The sequence below is a fragment of the Lysinibacillus sp. TE18511 genome (genome assembly GCF_054062295.1).
The window spans coordinates 12398-31673 of record NZ_JBSSFD010000027.1 but is presented as its reverse complement, the minus strand read 5'-3'; the positions used below and the strand labels follow the sequence as shown (position 1 = coordinate 31673).

General features: G+C 35.9%; 20 protein-coding genes and 1 riboswitch. Of the genes, 19 read left to right on the top strand and 1 reads right to left on the bottom strand.

Going from position 1 to position 19276, the window contains the following annotated elements; all coding sequences use genetic code 11:
• Position 1: 1 nt before the first annotated feature.
• The 17 genes from gatB to ACVWXS_RS17585 all read left to right on the top strand — a co-directional run bounded on the left by gatB (position 2) and on the right by ACVWXS_RS17585 (position 16255).
• Positions 2 to 1429, top strand: a complete 1428-nt coding sequence (gatB, locus tag ACVWXS_RS17665) for an Asp-tRNA(Asn)/Glu-tRNA(Gln) amidotransferase subunit GatB (protein WP_368638392.1) — start codon at positions 2 to 4, stop codon at positions 1427 to 1429.
• Between the two features lie 349 nt (positions 1430 to 1778).
• Complete coding sequence (locus ACVWXS_RS17660; RefSeq protein WP_456959422.1) at positions 1779 to 1988, top strand: hypothetical protein; 210 nt, start codon at positions 1779 to 1781, stop codon at positions 1986 to 1988.
• Between the two features lie 100 nt (positions 1989 to 2088).
• The gene (locus tag ACVWXS_RS17655) at positions 2089 to 2625 is read left to right on the top strand and encodes a thioredoxin family protein (RefSeq protein ID WP_456959420.1); all 537 of its coding nucleotides are present in this window, start codon (positions 2089 to 2091) and stop codon (positions 2623 to 2625) included.
• A gap of 100 nt (positions 2626 to 2725) precedes the next feature.
• A complete protein-coding gene (locus ACVWXS_RS17650) occupies positions 2726 to 3640 on the top strand; it encodes a diacylglycerol kinase (RefSeq protein WP_374965180.1) in 915 nt (304 codons plus the stop codon).
• Positions 3641 to 3954: 314 nt separating this feature from the next.
• Positions 3955 to 5301, top strand: a complete 1347-nt coding sequence (locus ACVWXS_RS17645) for a cytochrome ubiquinol oxidase subunit I (protein ID WP_456959419.1) — start codon at positions 3955 to 3957, stop codon at positions 5299 to 5301.
• A complete protein-coding gene (locus ACVWXS_RS17640; protein WP_374965182.1) occupies positions 5298 to 6323 on the top strand; it encodes a cytochrome d ubiquinol oxidase subunit II in 1026 nt (341 codons plus the stop codon). The genes ACVWXS_RS17645 and ACVWXS_RS17640 overlap by 4 nt, the downstream gene beginning before the upstream one ends.
• A 12-nt stretch (positions 6324 to 6335) precedes the next feature.
• A complete protein-coding gene (cydS, locus tag ACVWXS_RS17635) occupies positions 6336 to 6458 on the top strand; it encodes a cytochrome bd oxidase small subunit CydS (protein ID WP_263297518.1) in 123 nt (40 codons plus the stop codon).
• Positions 6459 to 6679: 221 nt separating this feature from the next.
• Positions 6680 to 8053 carry a 23S rRNA (uracil(1939)-C(5))-methyltransferase RlmD gene (rlmD, locus tag ACVWXS_RS17630; protein WP_456959417.1) on the top strand — a complete coding sequence of 458 codons (1374 nt, stop codon included), beginning with the start codon at positions 6680 to 6682 and terminating at the stop codon, positions 8051 to 8053.
• Between the two features lie 463 nt (positions 8054 to 8516).
• Positions 8517 to 8603: riboswitch (cyclic di-GMP riboswitch) on the top strand.
• 143 nt (positions 8604 to 8746) lie between these two features.
• Entirely contained in the window at positions 8747 to 9121 is a 375-nt protein-coding gene (locus ACVWXS_RS17625) for a hypothetical protein (RefSeq protein WP_456959416.1), read from the top strand.
• A gap of 44 nt (positions 9122 to 9165) precedes the next feature.
• Positions 9166 to 9879, top strand: a complete 714-nt coding sequence (locus ACVWXS_RS17620) for a hypothetical protein (protein WP_456959415.1) — start codon at positions 9166 to 9168, stop codon at positions 9877 to 9879.
• Between the two features lie 43 nt (positions 9880 to 9922).
• Positions 9923 to 11014, top strand: a complete 1092-nt coding sequence (locus ACVWXS_RS17615; protein ID WP_456959414.1) for a methyl-accepting chemotaxis protein — start codon at positions 9923 to 9925, stop codon at positions 11012 to 11014.
• Between the two features lie 440 nt (positions 11015 to 11454).
• Positions 11455 to 12417: a tRNA dihydrouridine synthase gene (locus tag ACVWXS_RS17610; RefSeq protein ID WP_456959412.1), complete on the top strand. Its 963-nt coding sequence runs from the start codon at positions 11455 to 11457 to the stop codon at positions 12415 to 12417.
• Positions 12418 to 12983: 566 nt separating this feature from the next.
• A complete protein-coding gene (locus ACVWXS_RS17605) occupies positions 12984 to 13646 on the top strand; it encodes a hypothetical protein (protein ID WP_456959411.1) in 663 nt (220 codons plus the stop codon).
• 65 nt (positions 13647 to 13711) lie between these two features.
• The gene (locus ACVWXS_RS17600; protein WP_456959409.1) at positions 13712 to 14539 is read left to right on the top strand and encodes a hypothetical protein; all 828 of its coding nucleotides are present in this window, start codon (positions 13712 to 13714) and stop codon (positions 14537 to 14539) included.
• 568 nt (positions 14540 to 15107) lie between these two features.
• Positions 15108 to 15641, top strand: a complete 534-nt coding sequence (locus tag ACVWXS_RS17595) for a hypothetical protein (RefSeq protein WP_456959408.1) — start codon at positions 15108 to 15110, stop codon at positions 15639 to 15641.
• 24 nt (positions 15642 to 15665) lie between these two features.
• Positions 15666 to 15800 carry a hypothetical protein gene (locus ACVWXS_RS17590; RefSeq protein ID WP_456959407.1) on the top strand — a complete coding sequence of 45 codons (135 nt, stop codon included), beginning with the start codon at positions 15666 to 15668 and terminating at the stop codon, positions 15798 to 15800.
• Positions 15801 to 15949: 149 nt separating this feature from the next.
• Positions 15950 to 16255 (top strand): hypothetical protein, encoded by a 306-nt coding sequence (locus tag ACVWXS_RS17585; protein ID WP_456959406.1) that lies wholly within the window; start codon positions 15950 to 15952, stop codon positions 16253 to 16255.
• A 258-nt stretch (positions 16256 to 16513) separates the two neighbouring features.
• On the opposite strand, the gene ACVWXS_RS17580 is transcribed toward ACVWXS_RS17585, so the two are convergent.
• Positions 16514 to 16708: a helix-turn-helix domain-containing protein gene (locus ACVWXS_RS17580; protein ID WP_223554806.1), complete on the bottom strand. Its 195-nt coding sequence runs from the start codon at positions 16706 to 16708 to the stop codon at positions 16514 to 16516.
• Between the two features lie 143 nt (positions 16709 to 16851).
• Between ACVWXS_RS17580 and ACVWXS_RS17575 the strand changes: the two genes are divergently transcribed.
• Together ACVWXS_RS17575 and ACVWXS_RS17570 are read left to right on the top strand one after the other, a co-directional pair.
• Positions 16852 to 17394, top strand: a complete 543-nt coding sequence (locus ACVWXS_RS17575; RefSeq protein ID WP_456959404.1) for an imm11 family protein — start codon at positions 16852 to 16854, stop codon at positions 17392 to 17394.
• Between the two features lie 660 nt (positions 17395 to 18054).
• Positions 18055 to 19269 carry an MFS transporter gene (locus tag ACVWXS_RS17570; protein WP_456959403.1) on the top strand — a complete coding sequence of 405 codons (1215 nt, stop codon included), beginning with the start codon at positions 18055 to 18057 and terminating at the stop codon, positions 19267 to 19269.
• Positions 19270 to 19276 lie beyond the last annotated feature (7 nt).

Below are 19276 nucleotides of genomic sequence, written 5' to 3'. Positions count from 1 at the left end.
CATGAACTTTGAAACAGTCATTGGTTTAGAAGTACACGTTGAGTTAAAAACAAACTCAAAAATCTTCTCACCAGCACCAGCTCACTTCGGTGCTGAACCAAATACAAACACTACAGTGATCGATCTAGGCTATCCTGGTGTCCTTCCTGTACTTAATAAAAATGTTGTAGATTTCGCAATGCGTGCAGCACTTGCACTTAACATGGAAATCGAACAAGAAACAAAATTTGACCGTAAAAACTACTTCTATCCAGATAATCCGAAAGCTTATCAAATTTCTCAATTCGACAAGCCAATCGGTAAAAACGGCTGGGTTGATATCGAAGTAGATGGTTACACAAAACGTATTGGTATTACTCGTCTTCATATGGAAGAAGATGCTGGTAAACTGTCTCACAGTGGCGACCACTCTTTAGTTGACTTTAACCGTCAAGGTACACCACTTGTAGAAATCGTTTCTGAGCCAGATATTCGCACACCAAACGAAGCGTACGCGTATCTTGAAAAAGTAAAATCAATCATCCAATATGCAGATGTTTCAGACTGTAAAATGGAAGAGGGATCTTTACGTTGTGATGCCAACATCTCAATCCGCCCATACGGTCAAGAAGAATTTGGTACGAAAACAGAGCTTAAAAACCTGAACTCATTCAACTATGTTCGTCGTGGTTTAGAGCACGAGGAATTACGCCAAGCAGACGTACTTCTGTCAGGTGGAGTAATTGAGCAAGAAACTCGTCGTTTTGATGAAAAAACAGGTAAAACAATTCTTATGCGTGTTAAAGAAGGAACAGATGATTACCGTTACTTCCCAGAGCCAGACTTAGTACGTCTATCAATTGATGACGAATGGTTAGAGCGTGTAAAATCAGAAATTCCAGAGCTTCCAGACGCTCGTAAAAAACGCTATGTTGAAGAATTAGGCTTAACTCCGTATGATGCAGGAGTTCTTGTAATTTCAAAAGAAATCTCAGACTTCTTCGAGGCTATGGTAGCTAATGATGCGGATGCAAAGCTTTCTGCAAACTGGCTTATGGGTGATGTTTCTGCATACTTAAATGCAGAACAAAAAGATCTTAAAGATACTGCATTAACACCAGAAAACCTTGCTGAAATGGTGAAATTAATCACTGACGGTACAATTTCTTCTAAAATCGGTAAAAAAGTATTTGCTGAACTAGTAGAAAAAGGCGGTTCTGCAGCAGATATCGTTAAAGCAAAAGGTTTAGTTCAAATTTCTGATGAAGGTGCACTACTTGCTATCGTTACAGAAATTCTAGATAACAATGCACAATCAATCGAAGACTTCAAAAACGGTAAGGATCGTGCTATCGGCTTCTTAGTTGGTCAAATTATGAAAGCAACTAAAGGTCAAGCAAATCCGCCAATGGTTAATAAATTATTACAACAAGAAATTGCAAAACGTTAATTGCCATTGCAACAGAAAGCCAAGAGAGCAAATTCGCTTTCTTGGCTTTTTATTTTTAAAAAGTAATACATACTAAAGGTACTATTCTTTTTGTTTGAGGTATCCATACAATTTACAATTAAGATGAAGTGAATGCCCTGACAGTTCAGCCGAAAAACAGGCTAGCTAAGGTCCTGCACAGTGCTTGTGTCAATAAATTGAAGAGGTTTGTCAGTCAGTCGCTTGGACGATTAGATAAGTGTTTTCTCAGCATTTGATGTGGGGTTATACTAAAAAATGGCTCATCACCAAAAGTTGTGGATGATATTTGTTTAGATTTATTTAGATTTATGCCTTGTATATGGGTTGATTGGAGTGGAGACTGGGTGACTTCTTGGGGATCAGCGGCTCATCGGATGCCCCCAGGAAGCTTTGCTCTACGCGAAAGCGAAGCGTCAGCGGCAAATGTTTTATCTGCGCGAAAGCGAAGCGTCAGCGGCAAATGTTTTATCTGCGCGAAAGCGAAGCGTCAGCGGCAAAGCGCCCAGTCGGAACGGAAATCAACCACACGTTATGGTGATGAGCTAAAAAATACCAACTTAACACTTTATGGTTGTCTAAAAAAAGTTTTCATAGCAAAATATAGAATAGAACATGAGATAACATTAGGGGGTTAATCAATGAAAACTGAACAACAATATTTCAAAGATGCGATTTCGATTCAGCAATATATGGATAATATGACGACGTTGAAAGAGGAGAGCTTCCGTATTTATGATGGCTTTATCGAGCTACTAAAGGACAAGCAACCACAAATTTTAACAATTACTGAAGATTGGTGCGGAGACGCAATGTTAAATAACCCGATTATTCGTCGTGTAGCAGAGGCTGCAGGTTTAGAAATACGCACAGTACTTCGCGACGCTGATACAGATTTAATTGATCGCTATTTAACAAACGGTGGCCGTGCAATTCCAATTTATATTTTATTAGATGATGTTGGTCAAGTGATTGGAAAATGGGGACCACGTGCACCAGAATTACAGGAACTAGTAGTGAGCAAACGAGCTAGTTTACCTGATAAAGAAGATCCTACATTTGAAGATGCACAAAAGGCATTGTATGCAGAAATTCGTGAAGAGAATATGACGAATAAATCATACTGGACATTTGTTTATGAGGATTTCAAAAAGCAAGTGACAGCTGCATTGCAGTAATTGTAGATCACAAGGCTGCATGTCAAAGAATTAGGATATGCAACATTTAAACGTAAAATTCGTTGAAGAAATAGAATCTTATGAAGCAGGAAGGTATGTTATGAAACGAGCAAGAATCATTTATAATCCTACATCTGGACGTGAAGCATTTAAAAAGCATCTACCAGAAGTATTGGAAAAACTAGAGGTAGCAGGCTATGAGGCATCATGTCACGCAACAACTTGCGAAGGCGATGCAACCGTTGCAGCAAAAAATGCAGTAGAACGTGGCTTTGATATAATCATTGCAGTTGGTGGAGATGGCACATTAAATGAAGTTATTTCAGGTGTAAGTCCATTTGAAAACCGTCCGAAAGTTGGTCTAATTCCAATGGGCACAACGAATGATTTTGCCCGTGCAGTGCATATCCCTCGTAATATTGCAGATGCTGTTGAGATTATTATTAAAGGTGAAACGTTACCAGTTGATGTTGGTTTATTAAATGGAGAACGCTATTTCATCAATATTGCCGCTGGTGGACGTATTACTGAGTTAACATATGAAGTACCAAGTAAAATGAAAACAATGCTAGGACAGTTAGCTTATTACGTAAAAGCAGTAGAAATGATTCCATCAATCAAAGCTTCTCATATGCGTATCGAATATGATGGTGAAGTGTTTGATGGGGATGCTATGATGTTTTTATGTGGCTTAACCAATTCAGTAGGTGGCTTTGAAAAGCTTGCACCCGACGCAAGTATTAATGATGGCTACTTTACTTTATTAGTATTGAAAAAAGTAAGCCTACCTGAATTTATTCAGCTTGCCGCAATGGCTTTAAGAGGCGAGCATTTGAATGATGATCGTGTAATTTATAAAAAGGCAAGTGTTGTAAAAGTATCTACTGAAGACGAAATACATTTAAACTTAGACGGTGAGTATGGTGGGGATGCGCCTGCAACATTTGAAAACTTAAAGCGCCATATTGAAATTTTTGTTCCTATTGAAGATATTCGTGAGGAAGACCGTATCTAAGTGCCTAAATATTGACTCTTTTTACCATAAGAATTGTCTATAATGAGGATTGTGAACGAATTAAGAAAAATGTTTGGCAAATCTGCGTATATTACTTGAACAAAATTTGAAACCTTTATAATAGGCCGAAATATCGGTCCATTATAAAGGTTTTTTTCATGGCAATAGTGGAAAATAAGTGTATGGGGAAGAAAGGAAGTGTTGGCTTTGTATAAGTCGCAGGAAAGAAAGCTCATATGGCTAAGCTTTGGCGTTGCAATTATTATGCTACTTTCCATGCTTGGAAGAATATTCGGTAGTTAGGAGGCAATGAAATGGTGAATGAATCAGCAGTCTTTTGGAGTAGAGCATTAACAGAGCTGACGTTATCGTTCCATATTATTTATGCAACGATTGGTGTGGGTGTCCCGTTAATGATTATGATTGCTCAATGGACTGGATATAAAAAGAATGATGAGCACTATATTTTAATGGCAAGACGTTGGGCACGAGGTTTTGTTATTACAGTTGCAGTCGGAGTTGTTACAGGGACAGCAATTGGCTTACAGTTGTCTTTACTATGGCCGAATTTTATGCAGCTCGCCGGCCAAACAATTGCATTACCGCTCTTTATGGAAACGTTTGCATTTTTCTTTGAAGCCATCTTCCTGGGCATCTACTTATATACTTGGGATCGCTTTGAAAGTCAGAAAAAGCATATGCTGCTATTAATTCCTGTAGCGGTTGGTGCTTCGATGTCAGCTGTGTTTATAACAATTGTGAATGCGTTTATGAATGCACCTCAAGGATTTGACATTGTGGACGGAGAACTTGTAAATATTCAACCTTTTTTAGCAATGTTTAATCCAGCAATGCCGACAAAGGTAGCGCATGTTCTCGTTACCGCTTATATGACAGCCGCATTTGTGTTAGCGGCAATTGCAGGATACCGTATGCTTAGAGGTTCTAAGCATGTGTACCATAAAAAATCATTATTTTTACTTATGAAGATTGGCCTGATTTTCTCCATTGCATCAGCGATTATTGGAGATTTTTCAGGAAAATACTTAGCAGAATATCAGCCAGAAAAATTAGCTGCAGCTGAGTGGCATTTTGAAACAGACGATAAAGCCTCACTTATTCTATTGGGTGTATTAGATGGTGACGAAGTAAAATATGCAATTGAAATTCCTTATGCTCTAAGTATTTTAGCGCATAATAATCCAAATGCAGAGGTAATTGGCTTAGATCAATTTGCTGAAGAAGATCGACCACCACTGTATATTCATTATCTCTTTGATCTCATGGTGTTTATTGGCATGTTTATGGTATTAGTTTCATTGCTTTATGTAGTCGGGAAAGCGCGTGGTTGGCTGTTTATTCATACACGTTGGTTTAGATGGATTGTCGTTGCAGGTGGACCACTTTCAATTATTGCAATTGAAGCGGGCTGGTGGCTTGCTGAGGTTGGAAGACAGCCTTGGGTCTTATATGGTTTAATGCGAACACCAGAAGGGGCCACAACGAGTGACCATGTGGATTTAATGCTGCTGTTGTTTGCAGGCGTGTATGCTGTATTGGGCATAGGAAGTATTGTAGTTTTAGTTCGTATGTTCAAAAAGAATCCAATTGAGCGTGAATTAGCAGATCGCCATTCTGAAAAAGGCGGTGACATCTTATGACATTAGAGATTTTAGGTATTTCAGTTTTGTGGATTTTCCTATTTGGCTATGTCATTGTAGCTTCAATTGATTTTGGGGCAGGTTTTTTCAATGCCTACAGTCTACTCGTTGGCAAAAATCATATTTTAACAAATATTATTAAACGTTATTTATCACCGGTTTGGGAAGTAACGAATGTCTTTTTAGTATTCTTCTTTGTTGGGATTGTTGGGTTTTTCCCGCAAACAGCCTTTTATTATGGAACGATTTTACTTGTGCCAGTTAGTATTTCGCTAGTGCTACTTGCCATACGAGGCTCCTACTATGCGTTTGAATCATATGGCTCACGTGGACATATCGGATACACGCTAACGTATGGTATAGCAGGATTACTCATTCCGGCCTCACTTTCTGTTGTCTTTGCGATTGCTGCAGGTGGCTATGTTGATATGGTTGATGGGCAACCGGTTTTAAACTATTGGACATTGTATACGAGCCCATTTGCTTGGAGTATTGTCGTCTTGAGCATTGCAGCGGTACTCTATATTTCAGCTGTGTTTTTAACATGGTATGCTCATAAAGCAAAGGATGTAGAAGCAACAAAACTAATGCGAAAATACGCACTTGTTTGGGCGATACCTTTAATGGTGAGCGCGCTTGGTATTATGTATGAAATGAAATCGATCAATCCTGAAACTTACAATAATATGGTTAATTTATGGTGGGTGTTCGCCATTTCAGCCGTACTATTTATCATTACTGTGGTGTTAATTTGGATGCGAAAAAATTACGGCCTTGCAGTAGGACTATTGATTGCCCAATTTGCTTTGGCATTCTTCGCTTATGGTATCGCACAATATCCGTATTTACTGTATCCATATTTAACAATTTACGATAGCTTTACAAGTACACAAATGGCGATTGCACTCGTCATCGCATTTATCTTAGGTCTATGTCTGCTTATTCCATCACTATTTTTATTGTTGAAATTATTCCTGTTCAACAAAAATTACGTGACAGGAAAAGAAGACAATCACGCATAGGAGGTTAGAGTGATGGAGAAATTTCTCATGTTTTATGCGCCATTTATAGTAGTCATCCTCGGAATTGTGTTTGCTTTCTGGTGGGCACCAAAAGATCACCATGTAACAAAAGAGGAAGGAGAGAGTCGCGAATAGCGGCTCTTTTTTCTACTTTAAGCTTTGGAAGGTTCGAGCATATGACATTACTGCTCGGGTCGTGTGCGGAAGTGATCAAGTGGAAGACGAATCTGCTCGGGTGGAGTGTCGTACTGCTCAGGTCATGGATGTTGAGCAAATAGCTTACAAGATCAAGTCTTGTTCTTTTTTCATCCGCCAACACATGCTACAATAAAGAGATTGAAATGGAGGATGTACGAATGTCAGCACCCGTGAAAAAGAATGACCAATTAACAGTTTATATAGAAGATTTAACACATGATGGCAATGGCGTCGCAAAGGTCGATGGCTATCCATTATTTATCCAAGGGGCACTTCCTAATGAGACGGTGGAAGTTCATGTTTTAAAAACGTTAAAAAATTATGGCTTTGCGAAAGTTGTAGATATTCTTAAGCCATCGCCAGATCGAGTAGAAGCACCTTGTGAATATTTCAAGCAGTGTGGCGGTTGTCAATTACAGCACCTGTCTTATGAAGGGCAGTTAAAATGGAAAGAGAATATGGTGCGTAATGTCATGCAGCGTATTGGTAAAATTGATGCGCCTGTTCTACCTGTGAAAGGCATGGAAGAGCCTTGGCAATATCGTAATAAAGCCCAAATTCCTTTCTCCTCGAATGAAGCAGGACAAGCAATTGCTGGCTTCTATAAAACGAAGTCTCACAGCATTGTCGATATGGAGCGTTGCTTAATTCAGACAGGTGAAGCGGATGCTATTCTTACAGGCTTGAAAAAGGAATTAGCGGCAATCGGTATTCGACCATACAATGAGCTAACACATGAGGGAATGCTACGCCACGTAGTTATTCGTAAAGCACGAGCAACTGGTGAAGTCATGGTTGTTCTCGTAACGAAAAAGAAAAAATTCCAGCAAAAAGAAGCAGCTGTTGCGATAATCCAGAAGCTTGTCCCGAAAGTCACATCCATTATGCAAAACGTTAACAGCGACAAAACGAACGTTATTTTCGGTGATGAAACCGTGAACCTGTGGGGCAAGGACGTTATTATCGATACAATTGGTGATGTTCGCTTTGAAATTTCAGCCCGTTCATTTTATCAAGTAAACCCTGAGCAAACGGAAGTACTTTACAAACAAGCATTAGATTATGCTGACTTACAGGGTGATGAGCGAGTAATTGATGCTTACTGTGGGATCGGCACCATTTCATTATTCCTTGCAGAAAAAGCAAAGGCTGTTATGGGTGTTGAAATTGTCCCACAAGCTATTGAAGATGCAAAACGCAACGCAGCATTAAATGGCTTTACGAATACGTATTTCGAGGCCGGCCCAGCAGAGGAAGTTATCCCACGCTGGTATAAGGAAGGCAAGGAAGCGGATGTCCTAGTAGTGGACCCACCACGCAAAGGCTGCGATGAGGCTCTTCTTCAGACGATTTTAGAGCAACGTCCTAAACGTGTTGTTTATGTGTCCTGTAACCCAGGTACACTAGCGCGTGATCTCCGTATTTTGGAGGATGGGGGCTATCAAACACAGGAGATTCAGCCAGTGGATATGTTCCCACATTCAACGCATGTGGAGTGTGTCTCGCAACTCATTTTAAAAGAAGGTATCTAACATTTGCAGTTGCCTTTCGATACGCTTTATATATTACTTGTACTCACAAAGGCGTAATGAATATTACCGTTGTGAGTACAAGTAATGAAGTTTTGAAAAGAGTAGCATTATAAAAAAGAGTGGAATTTTAGGATGTAGCCTAAAATTCCACTCTTTTCTATCGTTACGTTTCCAAATAAGGAATGAATAAAGTGAAATAACGCATTTATGAAAAATGAAGATGATTCTTCTTCTTAGATAAATGTGAAAGAATAGGCAGCCATTTGCTTTTCCTACAATCTGGGCATGATTAGAAATTCCCTCTTTGAAAAAACCACCAAACAGTATTTTCTTGTCCATTCCTTTAAATATACGGAAAAATTCTCTAAATCTTCCGATATTCTTTAGAGAAAAATACCTACAGTCGACAAAATTTTACAAAACATTTATAATCTAATAGTAATATGTCAGCGTAATTTTAATAAATTGAAAACGGCAAACTTATCGAAAGGTAAGGACGCAAAGCTACGAGTCTAAAATCCTCTTGGAAAATGATAGTCGGGTTGCCAAGATGATAAGCGATTTTTTGGCTATCCTAATTATGTTCAGGGATAGTTTTTTTGTGGGAAAAATCAAAAGACTGAATATGTATTTATTAATATTTATTACAAAAATGCTAACAGCTTTAAGAAAATTATAAAAAGGAGATTTGAGATGATAGTCGTTGATAAAGAGAAATATAAAATGGCGATTTATGAAGCAAAAAAAGAAGTACACGTCCAAATAATAGGGTTTATTAAACCAGCGCTTGTAGAGGATTATTTAAAAGATTTGACAGAGACAGGGGCAAAAGTACAGAAAAATACCTATACATTTGTTGTTGATGCAACACATCAATCACCCCTTCCTTCAAAGATTTCGGCAGAGCTAGGACAAACATTAATGTTTTATGCATCACTAGGCTTTAAAGATATATTTATTGTTAATCCAGCCTCTAAAATTGCCTATGTGCAAGTGCGAAATGCTTTAGAGGGAGTTAATTTCCCAGGAACCGTAGTCGACAATGTTTCGCAATTACCAATGCGTTAGTCTTTAATTAACTATAATCACATGTTGAAAAAGAGGAATTTAGGATGCAAACAATTCAAGAATTATATACTTATGAAATCCTTACAAAGGACCAACCAGATTTAATTGAAAAGACAGCAGAATGTTTAGCAAAAACATTTATTGGGGTAGAGGTTGCTGGCAAATGGGTGCAAGAACCGATTATCGGGCACGCCTTAAAACTACCTTACGAAGATTTCTATCAATTTACGAAGGAATATATTGAAGCAAATGTTCATCAAGGATACTGTGCTGTTGCACTAGATCAAGAGCAAAACGTTGTAGGCGCATTAGTTGGGGATACGAATGTCTTTGAAATTATCGAAGAGGACATTTTTGAAGGCACGTTTGCTGATATGAATATTGTTATGCGTGTATTAGAGGATATTGATGAACGTTTCCTAGAAGATTATAAAAATCGTTATGGAAAAGATATGGAAGACGGAGAAGTATTACATTTATTTTTATTAGGTGTAATTGGTGAGCATAATCGTCATGATATTGTACAAAATTTAGGCGATATATTAATAAAGAAAGCAACAGAAGAAGGCTTAAGATTAGTATTAGCTGAAGCGACAAATCCAAAGTCAATGCGTGTGCTGGAGAAGTATCACGGACTAACAAAATATGTAAACGTAGAAGGGGATTTTATTGTTCATAAATATGAAAGCAATGAACATCTAAGCAGTATTCCATCGACTGTAGCAGATGGAATTTACATCATTGTAAAAGAACTATAAAATTTCATCACTAATACGTTAGTAGAATAGGAGAATTTTTTTCATGGAAGCTATTATGCTAGGGATTATTGTCGTTTTATTATGTACATCTTTGTATTTTGCTTACCGATATTTTTCACTTAAAGGTCATTCCCATATTAATAAAGAGGCACTAAATGGAATGCATGAAATATCAGCAGGTCAAGTAAGTGAACAATTTAATAAATTCGCAAATAATGTGAATGAAAAAAGTAAAAATCTTTTAGAACATGGAGATTACGCAACTGAGAAGGCTGATACTGTAAGGGCCGCAATCGATGAAGTCGGTAAAGGATTAAAAAAGCAACTAGTCGCAACTGAAGAGAGTGCTACTTCTATCGAAGACATCACAGTGGCTATTGAAGAGCTATCTATAAGATCTAACCAAATTTCAGAACAATCGAATACAACGTTAGAATTAACGCAAGAAGGTAATGAAAAGTTAAAAGATTCGTTGGTGAAAATGGAGCATTTTAATCAAACGATTAATACGACATTTGATGCAATCAATATACTTGGAGAAAAATCGTACGAAATTGGTAATATTGTTAAAGTAATTACAGGGATTTCAGAGCAAATAAATTTATTAGCATTGAACGCAGCTATCGAAGCAGCTCGTGCAGGAGAACACGGTAAAGGGTTTGCTGTAGTTGCTGATGAGGTTCGTAAATTGGCTGAACAATCACGACAGTCAGCTGATGAAGTTTCGAATATTGTAAAAAATATTCAAGAAGAGACGAACAAAGTTGTCATATCAATGAAGCAAGGAACAGAAGAGTTTGAACAAACAAATACTAAAATACTAGAAATAGGGAATATGTTCGAAAAAATTGTAGATACTACAAAAATTATTGCTGAAAATAATGTGGAATCATCTGCAAGCACAGAAGAACTATCTTCGAGCTCTCTGCAAATTATGGAAGCAATGAAGGATATTTCTTTCATTTCGCGAGAATCAGTAGAAATGTTTGAAGAGTTAGTTGGAATTAGCGATGATGAATTAAATACAATGCAAAAACTAGTTCAAGAAGCAGAGTATCTTGTAGATTTAAAAAATGATGCAGAAAAATTACTTTCTTCATTAAATCATGGAAGTAGCGATCAACCGGTTACATAAAGCTACCTGCAATCCTATGTTGCTTCAAACACTCAGCACATAGTGAATGCTGTGCGTAACTTGAGCTAGCTAACTTAATATTCGTTGAAATTAAAAAGCAGACGGTTTAGAAATGCGATATTGCACCTCTAATTGGCCGTCTGCTTTTACTGTTATTTTATAGTTCCGCAACTGGCTAGTCTCACCACAATGTGAAGTGATAGCTTGGTTGGAGTTGGTATAATAGAAAAAAGCAGTTTATATAGAAAAATTACCATTCAGCACCGACTTTCGTTAAAATAAACATTGCCGATTTTCACAAATTATAAATGTCCAAATGTACTTGTATTTGATAATAAGTTATTAAGCATGATATAAGTGTAAAAGAAGTGGAACATTTGGCGTTATCTTTTTGATTGAGAGTTGAAGGTGTATCCATAGTGAGAGGATTTGAGTTTGACATGATAGATAATTTTTGGCGTGATTTACCACGACCATTTTTTGTACTTGCACCAATGGAAGATGTGACAGATGTTGTTTTTCGTCACGTAGTAAGTGAAGCCGGTCGACCGGATGTATTTTTCACAGAGTTTACAAACTCGGATAGCTATTGTCATCCAGAGGGCATGAAAAGTGTGCGTGGTCGTTTGATTTTTACAGAAGATGAACAGCCAATGGTGGCACATATTTGGGGGGATAATCCCGAGTATTTCCGTCAAATGAGTATTGGCATGGCAGAGCTAGGATTTAAAGGCATCGATATTAATATGGGTTGCCCTGTACCGAATGTGGCATCGAGAGGGAAAGGTAGTGGCCTTATTCTGCGTCCTGACGTTGCGGCAGAACTTATTCAAGCAGCAAAAGCGGGCGGACTGCCTGTCAGCGTGAAAACACGACTTGGCTATAACGATGTCAATGAGTGGGAAGAGTGGCTAACGCATATTTTAAAACAGGATATTGCGAACCTTTCTATTCATTTACGTACAAGAAAGGAAATGAGCCAAGTAGATGCGCATTGGGAGCTAATTCCGGAAATCAAAAAATTACGTGACCGTATCGCACCAAATACACTACTAACAATCAATGGAGACATTCCTGACCGTCAAATTGGGCTTCAGCTTGCTGAACAATACGGAATTGATGGCGTTATGATTGGGCGAGGTATTTTTAAAAATCCTTTTGCTTTTGAAAAAGAGCCAAAAGAGCATAGCAGTAAAGAGTACCTTGATCTATTAAGACTGCAGCTTGATCTTCAAGATCAATATGCGGAAGAACTACCGCGTTCAATCACAGGGCTGCATCGCTTTTTCAAAGTTTATGTCAAAGGATTCCGTGGAGCTGGTGAATTAAGAAATCAATTGATGAACACGAAATCAACAGATGAAGTGCGTGCATTGCTTGATAACTTTGAAAAAGAATGTTGATGGGCCGGGGACAGTGAAATGATGTAACTCTTAAGAATGTAATAAACCCACCAGCATCCTTATGTTGCCACATCCACTCTGTACATGTGGAATGCGATATTTAAAAGGAAGAAAGTTTAAAGCCTTAAGCGATAATTAGTTTTAATTTAAAGAAGCTGTCTTTTTAATGGTACGGATATATTTTCCGTGCCATTTTCTTTTGCAATTAAGCCCTTCTGATTGATCCCACATTAACTGTCCGTAAAGCAAGATCCCCCCACTGCTTAAAGTATCACTTTATCCTTCGCTCACACAGTATATCTAACTACTAAAATTCAAATTTTCCCGACCTTCAGTATTATTTTTTGTTTATTCAGAATAATAGTTCGTATGGATGTTGACTTTTTAACTATGGTTTATTAGCATATTTACGGATAAAAATAACCAAATAATACCTAAGTAATTATATGATTAACATATATGTAATTAACTTTGATATAGGATGCAAAAAAATGAATTAATGAAGAACTGTACAAAGGAAGGACATGGGAAACAATAACAACTAAAAAATTAGGGAAGTGTACAAGATGATAGAAAAAGATTACGAGATGATTGTAAGAATTTTCGAAGAATACGAATCCTTATATAAAGTGTTACTTAATCAAGTTGAAGATATAGGAAATGAAACAGTTCTTTGGAGCGATTCATATCTCGAATTATATCCATATCAATATGAATTAAATCAATTACCAAAGCCGAAAATATATAAAAATGAGCCGAAATGTAAGGAAGGAATTATTGTGAATAGGCTAAAAAAAAATGAACTGTATTTTTCTTATCATGCTGAAAATAAGGGCTGGGGAAGTTCATTCATTATAAATGAAGTCGAAAAGAAAATTTGTCTTAGATTTCTAAATAACGATGATGACGAAATGGTTTTAAGTCAAGTATATTGTGTAATATATAAAGGATCTGTGATAGAAAAAGTAATATATTATACAAGGGACGATGATATAGGCGAAGAAACGTTTAGGACTGACAGATATTTATATAATGATAACAACACTATTCAAACTATTATTAGAGACGGTTTCTTTGAAGAAAAAATAAATGTTTTACACACAAGGACATTTAGATTTGAGTATGTAAATGGAGGTGTACGTATTTACTCGAAACAATTGAAAAAAAATCTAAAAGTTGTTGAAGATCTATTGTATACCTCTAGAAAGGCAAAAAAAAATAAACAGTGAAATCAGAGACAGGTAATGCGAAAGGTAAGAGGTAAAAAATGGTGTACTTAAGGAGGGAATTAGGTTTGGAAAACAATCTTTATAAAAAAATACAGAGTAAAGTTAAGAGATGGAGCAAAGGATTTGTAGAAAAAGAACGGTCTTTTATGTATGAAGAAAGCTATACGATTATAGAAAAATTTTTGAAAAGCCCTAAAGAAAAAAATGATTTTATTTCCTTAGGCATTGCATGTAATACACTTTCCACATGGTATTGTGCTGACTTTTTAGAACGCTATTTTAATAATAAGGGGGAGTATTCATATTCACTTAAACAAAGTATGTTATGGGGAACAATAGATCATCTATTATATGCATCAGAAAAAATGGGAGATATTAAACCAATATGGTTTGTTGATGTATGTTTGTCTGCTTGTAATCTATTAATTTTACAAGAAGTAGATAAAGCACATAAATTGTTGCAGTATACCTCTCCTGAGAAAATAGATTTTACTGTAGAGCCACCTGAATCAGTTTGCCAGTTTGTTAACAAAATGTTTTCAATATTTTATAAGGATAAAGAAATTCCTCATGAATTCCCAAAACCGCTTAATGACATATATTCTAATTTGTTAAACGATTTGACGGATGAAACAAAGAAAGATATAAATGCTTCTGTAAATCAAGCCTGTGAATTTCATTTAAGTAGAACAAAAATGTACCAAGAATTTGATAGAGAAGACAAAATGCTTTTACCGTCAGAAATATTAGCCCCCCTTTTACTAAGAAAAAGAATGGGTTTAGATGTGGAAAATATTGAACATCCACTTATTAAAGATTTGTTTCCAGTAATTAAAGGTTTAATAGAGGTTGATACAGATCCTGTATTTTTAAAGGTTATCGAATATATATAATTGAAAATGTATATGGCAAAAGTACAGTGGTGTGATTTTCAGCAGATGCTAATACGCTAAAGCATCTTATACCGGAGCGTAATTAAAGATCTTACACTGTAGTGAAATCAGCAATCTCTATGAAATAAAAGAGAAAAAATGTTGCAACTTTTCACAGAACAATATGATTCGTACAGATTAAAAATTCAGTGGATTTACTTGTGAAAATATTTATATTTACATCAAAAGAGTAGCAAAAATTCTTTGGGGATTATTGCTACTCTTTTTTATTATTCCCCTTTTGGGTGAGGTCTGTCTCTCATTTATTTTCCCTAAAATATAATTAACACTGACACCATAATAATCTGATATACATTATGGGGGCATTAAGCACTTGAAACTCGGTGGTTATTATATATTTACATCAAAAGAGTAGCATAAATTCTTTTCGAATTATTGCTACTATTTTTTATGAATATTTGCCTTTGCCTTTTTGATAAGACTTTCGGATGCAATTAATTTTGTTGCTAAGGAACAAGGTGTTATAAAATGTCCTTAAAAACTAATAAAATGGAAGGGTGGATTTTAATTGTTTGCTCAATGTATTCCTTTTGATGATCATGTGAGAGGTAGAATAGGTGGTAATCCTCCAAAATTGATTGAAGAACAAATACCTGATGATTACAGGTTTTATGCAACTCTAGTTCATCCAGAAAAAGAGGATGTTATGCTTTCTATTATTATTCATAAGAATTTTGATACTTTATTGGAAAATAATATTTATCCTTCAATTGAAGTAAGGGTTATAGAACATAAATACTCCGAAATTGGAAGCAATACTGATAAAAGTATTTTAGATTTAGGTATGAATTCAATAAGCGATTATTCGGAAAACCAAGAGAATAATTTTTTGTTTATTAAAGTTTTGGGAGAACCACGTCTTATTCAATCTAAAAGTTATTATTATAAAGAGTTAGAAAATAATAATTATTCCTTTTTTCTGCAAATAGAGGAGGAAGGCTATAGTGATAATATGGATTATGTGTTTATGTACGGTGCATTATATCTATATAGGCATAATGAAACAGGAGAGGTCATTGCTGGTTTCTGGCAATGCTCTTGAACAACCTAGCTATTATAGTGTAAAATGCGCACAATTCATGCAGATGGATGGAATAAACAATTTAAAGATTGGGTTAATAGTTGTCGGGATGCAAACGGCAACTTAAACTTTACAAAGAAAGATTTACAGAAACAACTAAAAAATGATGAAAGATCATAATATACCAATATCATATAGGAATTTTGCGAAACATTATCGCAAATGCTCTTGATAGTTTCGGATACTTATTTAAATGATGTTGAAATTAATTAAGTTGATATCAAATTGGGGAGTTACTACAATATCAATTAAATAAAAGGAGAATTTTATTGGATAATAAAAAACAGTTAAATAAGGCATTGAGATTACTAGATGTTGGGAATTTTGATGATGCTATTGAAATTTTGAAAAAAATCTATAATTGTGCAGTCGAAGAAAATGATACTATTTATTCTATTAAAAGCTCTTGCATTTTAGGAGAATATTTTTTATCTGATAATAAATTAGAGGATGGAGTAATGTATTTAGAAAAAGCTTTATCGCTAAAAGGAAAAGATGACGATGTCGATGATCTTTTAAACTATGAATTAGATCATGCAGAAGAATTATTAAAAGAAGCAAGAGGGGATAAATAAAGGGAAAGCAACAAGTGAAAAAGAAATAGAATGATTCATGACCATCTAAGTATTTCACTTTTTTAAAATGAACTGCATCCTGTCAGGTGGATATTGGAAATAAAATAACGTTAAGCGGCTTGAGCTTTGAACTCTAAATGGCTAAGACTGTTTAATCTTTTCTGGTATTGATAGTGATTATGAAAATGGATACTAAAAATGCAGAGAATTGCAACTTTACTTAATCGCAATTCTCTGCATTTTCGTTACAAATCTAACTTATTTTTGTATTTTACTATTTTCAACATTACTATTTTTTCTGTTTGTTCGATCAAGTAAGAAATCAATACTGAGATTGAAATAACCAGCAATTTTGATTAAAGTGCTAGCAGTCCATTCAAATTTACCAGTCTCATATTGACTATAGGTATTTTGCGAAACATTTAGCATTTCAGCCATTTGTAATTGTGTCACATCATTATCTTTTTATGTCTAAAATGTGGGCTGCTGAACGTCTTGGTGGAGCAAAAGCGAGAGAAGCGGTGCTAACAGAACTAGAGAATATAAGGAATGATCTATTATTTAATGTTAAAATTTAGTAAAAATAGGTGTTGTTAATGAAAGTATATAGATTTGGAAATGACTATGATTTTAAAGAGTTAACTTTTTTGAATGAGAAAGAAGCTGTTAATCTTTTTGCATCTTTTACTGGACAGAAGATTACTCTGGATTGGAACGAAGAGGTTTTTGGTATCTCAGAAGGTAAACTTAATAGAGGAAAATTGTTAGATTTTGATTCTCGTTGTTATGGAGCTACATTTATAGTAAAAAAGAAATTTGAAAAGCTTTTTATTGAGGAGTTTTCTGACATTATAGAAACCTTCCCAATAAAAATCAAAGGCATTTCAGAGGAATATATATATATAAATTTAACGAATGTGGTGACAGCAATTAATTTTGATGGTTTAGATATGCAAGAATCTCTTGCAATGTTACGAGGTGAAAACATCAGATTTAATTTAGAAAAAATAGAAAATGAAACTTTATTTAGAGACATTAAAATTAATTGTTTTTATTTTTGTACAAAAAACTTTAAAGATTTTATTGAAAAAAACAGAATTAATGGATTGAAGTTCAAGGAGGTAGGAACAGCTACGTGAAAATCTAGAATGTAATCAATGAATATCATTGGGTCATGTAGTACCACAAATACGAACTATGTCTTGCTAGTTGTTAACGAGTATTCGCCCATTCGCCCATTCGCTATATGGATTTATATAAGAAGTTCTTTATTTATGAGGGTTAATGAAGTATATTAATCTACTTTTATAGCATGAAACGGCTATTGACATCACATGTTCTATTCTGCTAGTATGTATCACGAAATAAATTTCCTTTAATACGGTCCGAGAGGCTGAAAAGGGCTACGTGATATTTTTAAGCTAATAATATCTTTGCTTTGGTATGCCCTTTTTGTCCTCTACGACAGAAGGGCTTTTTTTATCTTCATTCAGTAGAAGACTCCCACACCTCTAAAGGTAGTGAGATGAATGCTTTTATGGTTCCCTTTCAAAGGTTGTCCAAACACCCACTGAATGAAGATAAAGCCTCCGGCGGATGTCACGGAAATCGGAAAGGAGTTCTTTGTGCAAGCACAAAGCCGATTCCGGACGCAATTACGCCAAGGCGAAATTGATTTATAGTACCTCTTTTAAAGGGAGTCCCGTGAGGCTTCAAAAGAGAATGGACAAGACTTGTGTAATCCATTCCCTCAAATAGGTAAAAGAGATTTTAACAATGAAAACTGGAGGATTGTAAGAATGGATTATCGTAAGAAAACAGTGGTAGCTTCAGTAGCTGGCTTAACGTTGGAAGGAATGGACATTATGTTTATCTCCTTTGCGATGACAATGATTATTTCGGAATTTAACATTGATTTCGCAACGGGTGGGCTCATTTCTTCTGTAACGAATATTGGTATGCTGTTAGGAGGCATCATTTTCGGGGTTTTAGCAGATAAGTATGGGCGTGTGAAAATATTTACTTATACCATCTTATTGTTTGCTATTGGTACAGCTTTAACTGGATTAGCAACGAATATTGAACAAGTTTATATTTATAGATTTATCGCGGGTCTTGGTGCAGGTGGCGAATACGGCATTGGTATGGCTCTTGTTGCCGAGGCTTGGCCGAAGAATAAGCAAGGAAGAGCCTCTTCATATGTTAGTGTAGGTGCTCAATACGGAGTTATTTTAGCAGCGTTACTAAGTGCCGTTATTCTTCCGACTTTAGGGTGGAGAGCTTTATTCTTTGTTGGTGTGGTACCTGTTATTTTCGCATTTCTTGTGCGAAAAAATCTTGAGGAATCACCAGAGTGGCTGGCTGCTCAGAAAAATAAAAAAATCGATAAGCAACATGAAAAAGGTAAGCTGGCACAACTATTTGAAACGCCTCGAACGTCGATAACGACAATTTCATTAATTGTTATGGCAACTGTTCAAATTGCTGGTTACAATGGCTTAATGATTTGGTTGCCATCTATGTTGCAGCAATCTCAAGGATTATCGGTTTCAAGCTCGGCACTTTGGACAATTAGTACAGCAGTTGGCATGATTATCGGGATGTTAACATTTGGACGATTTATGGACCGATTTGGTGCAAAGCGAGCTTTCGGTATCTTTTTACTTGCTTCTGCATGTGCTGTGTTTTTATACTCTTATGCAACGGGAAGTGTCGCTATTTTAATCGGTGGCGCGATTGTCGGCTTCTTCTCAAATGGTATGTTCGCAGGGTATGGAGCTTTAATTAGTAGCTTCTATCCGGTGCAAATTCGAAGTACAGCTACAAACACGATTTTTAACTTTGGTAGAGCAATTGGAGGGTTTTCACCGATCTTTGTAGGTCATATTCTTCAAAGCTATGATATGACGGTCGTTATGATCTACTTAGCTGCTTTATATTGCATTTCCTTTATCGTGATGCTGACTTTAAAAAAGGGTTCAAATGAGGATTTACAACCGGTTGAAATAAAATAATGAAAAC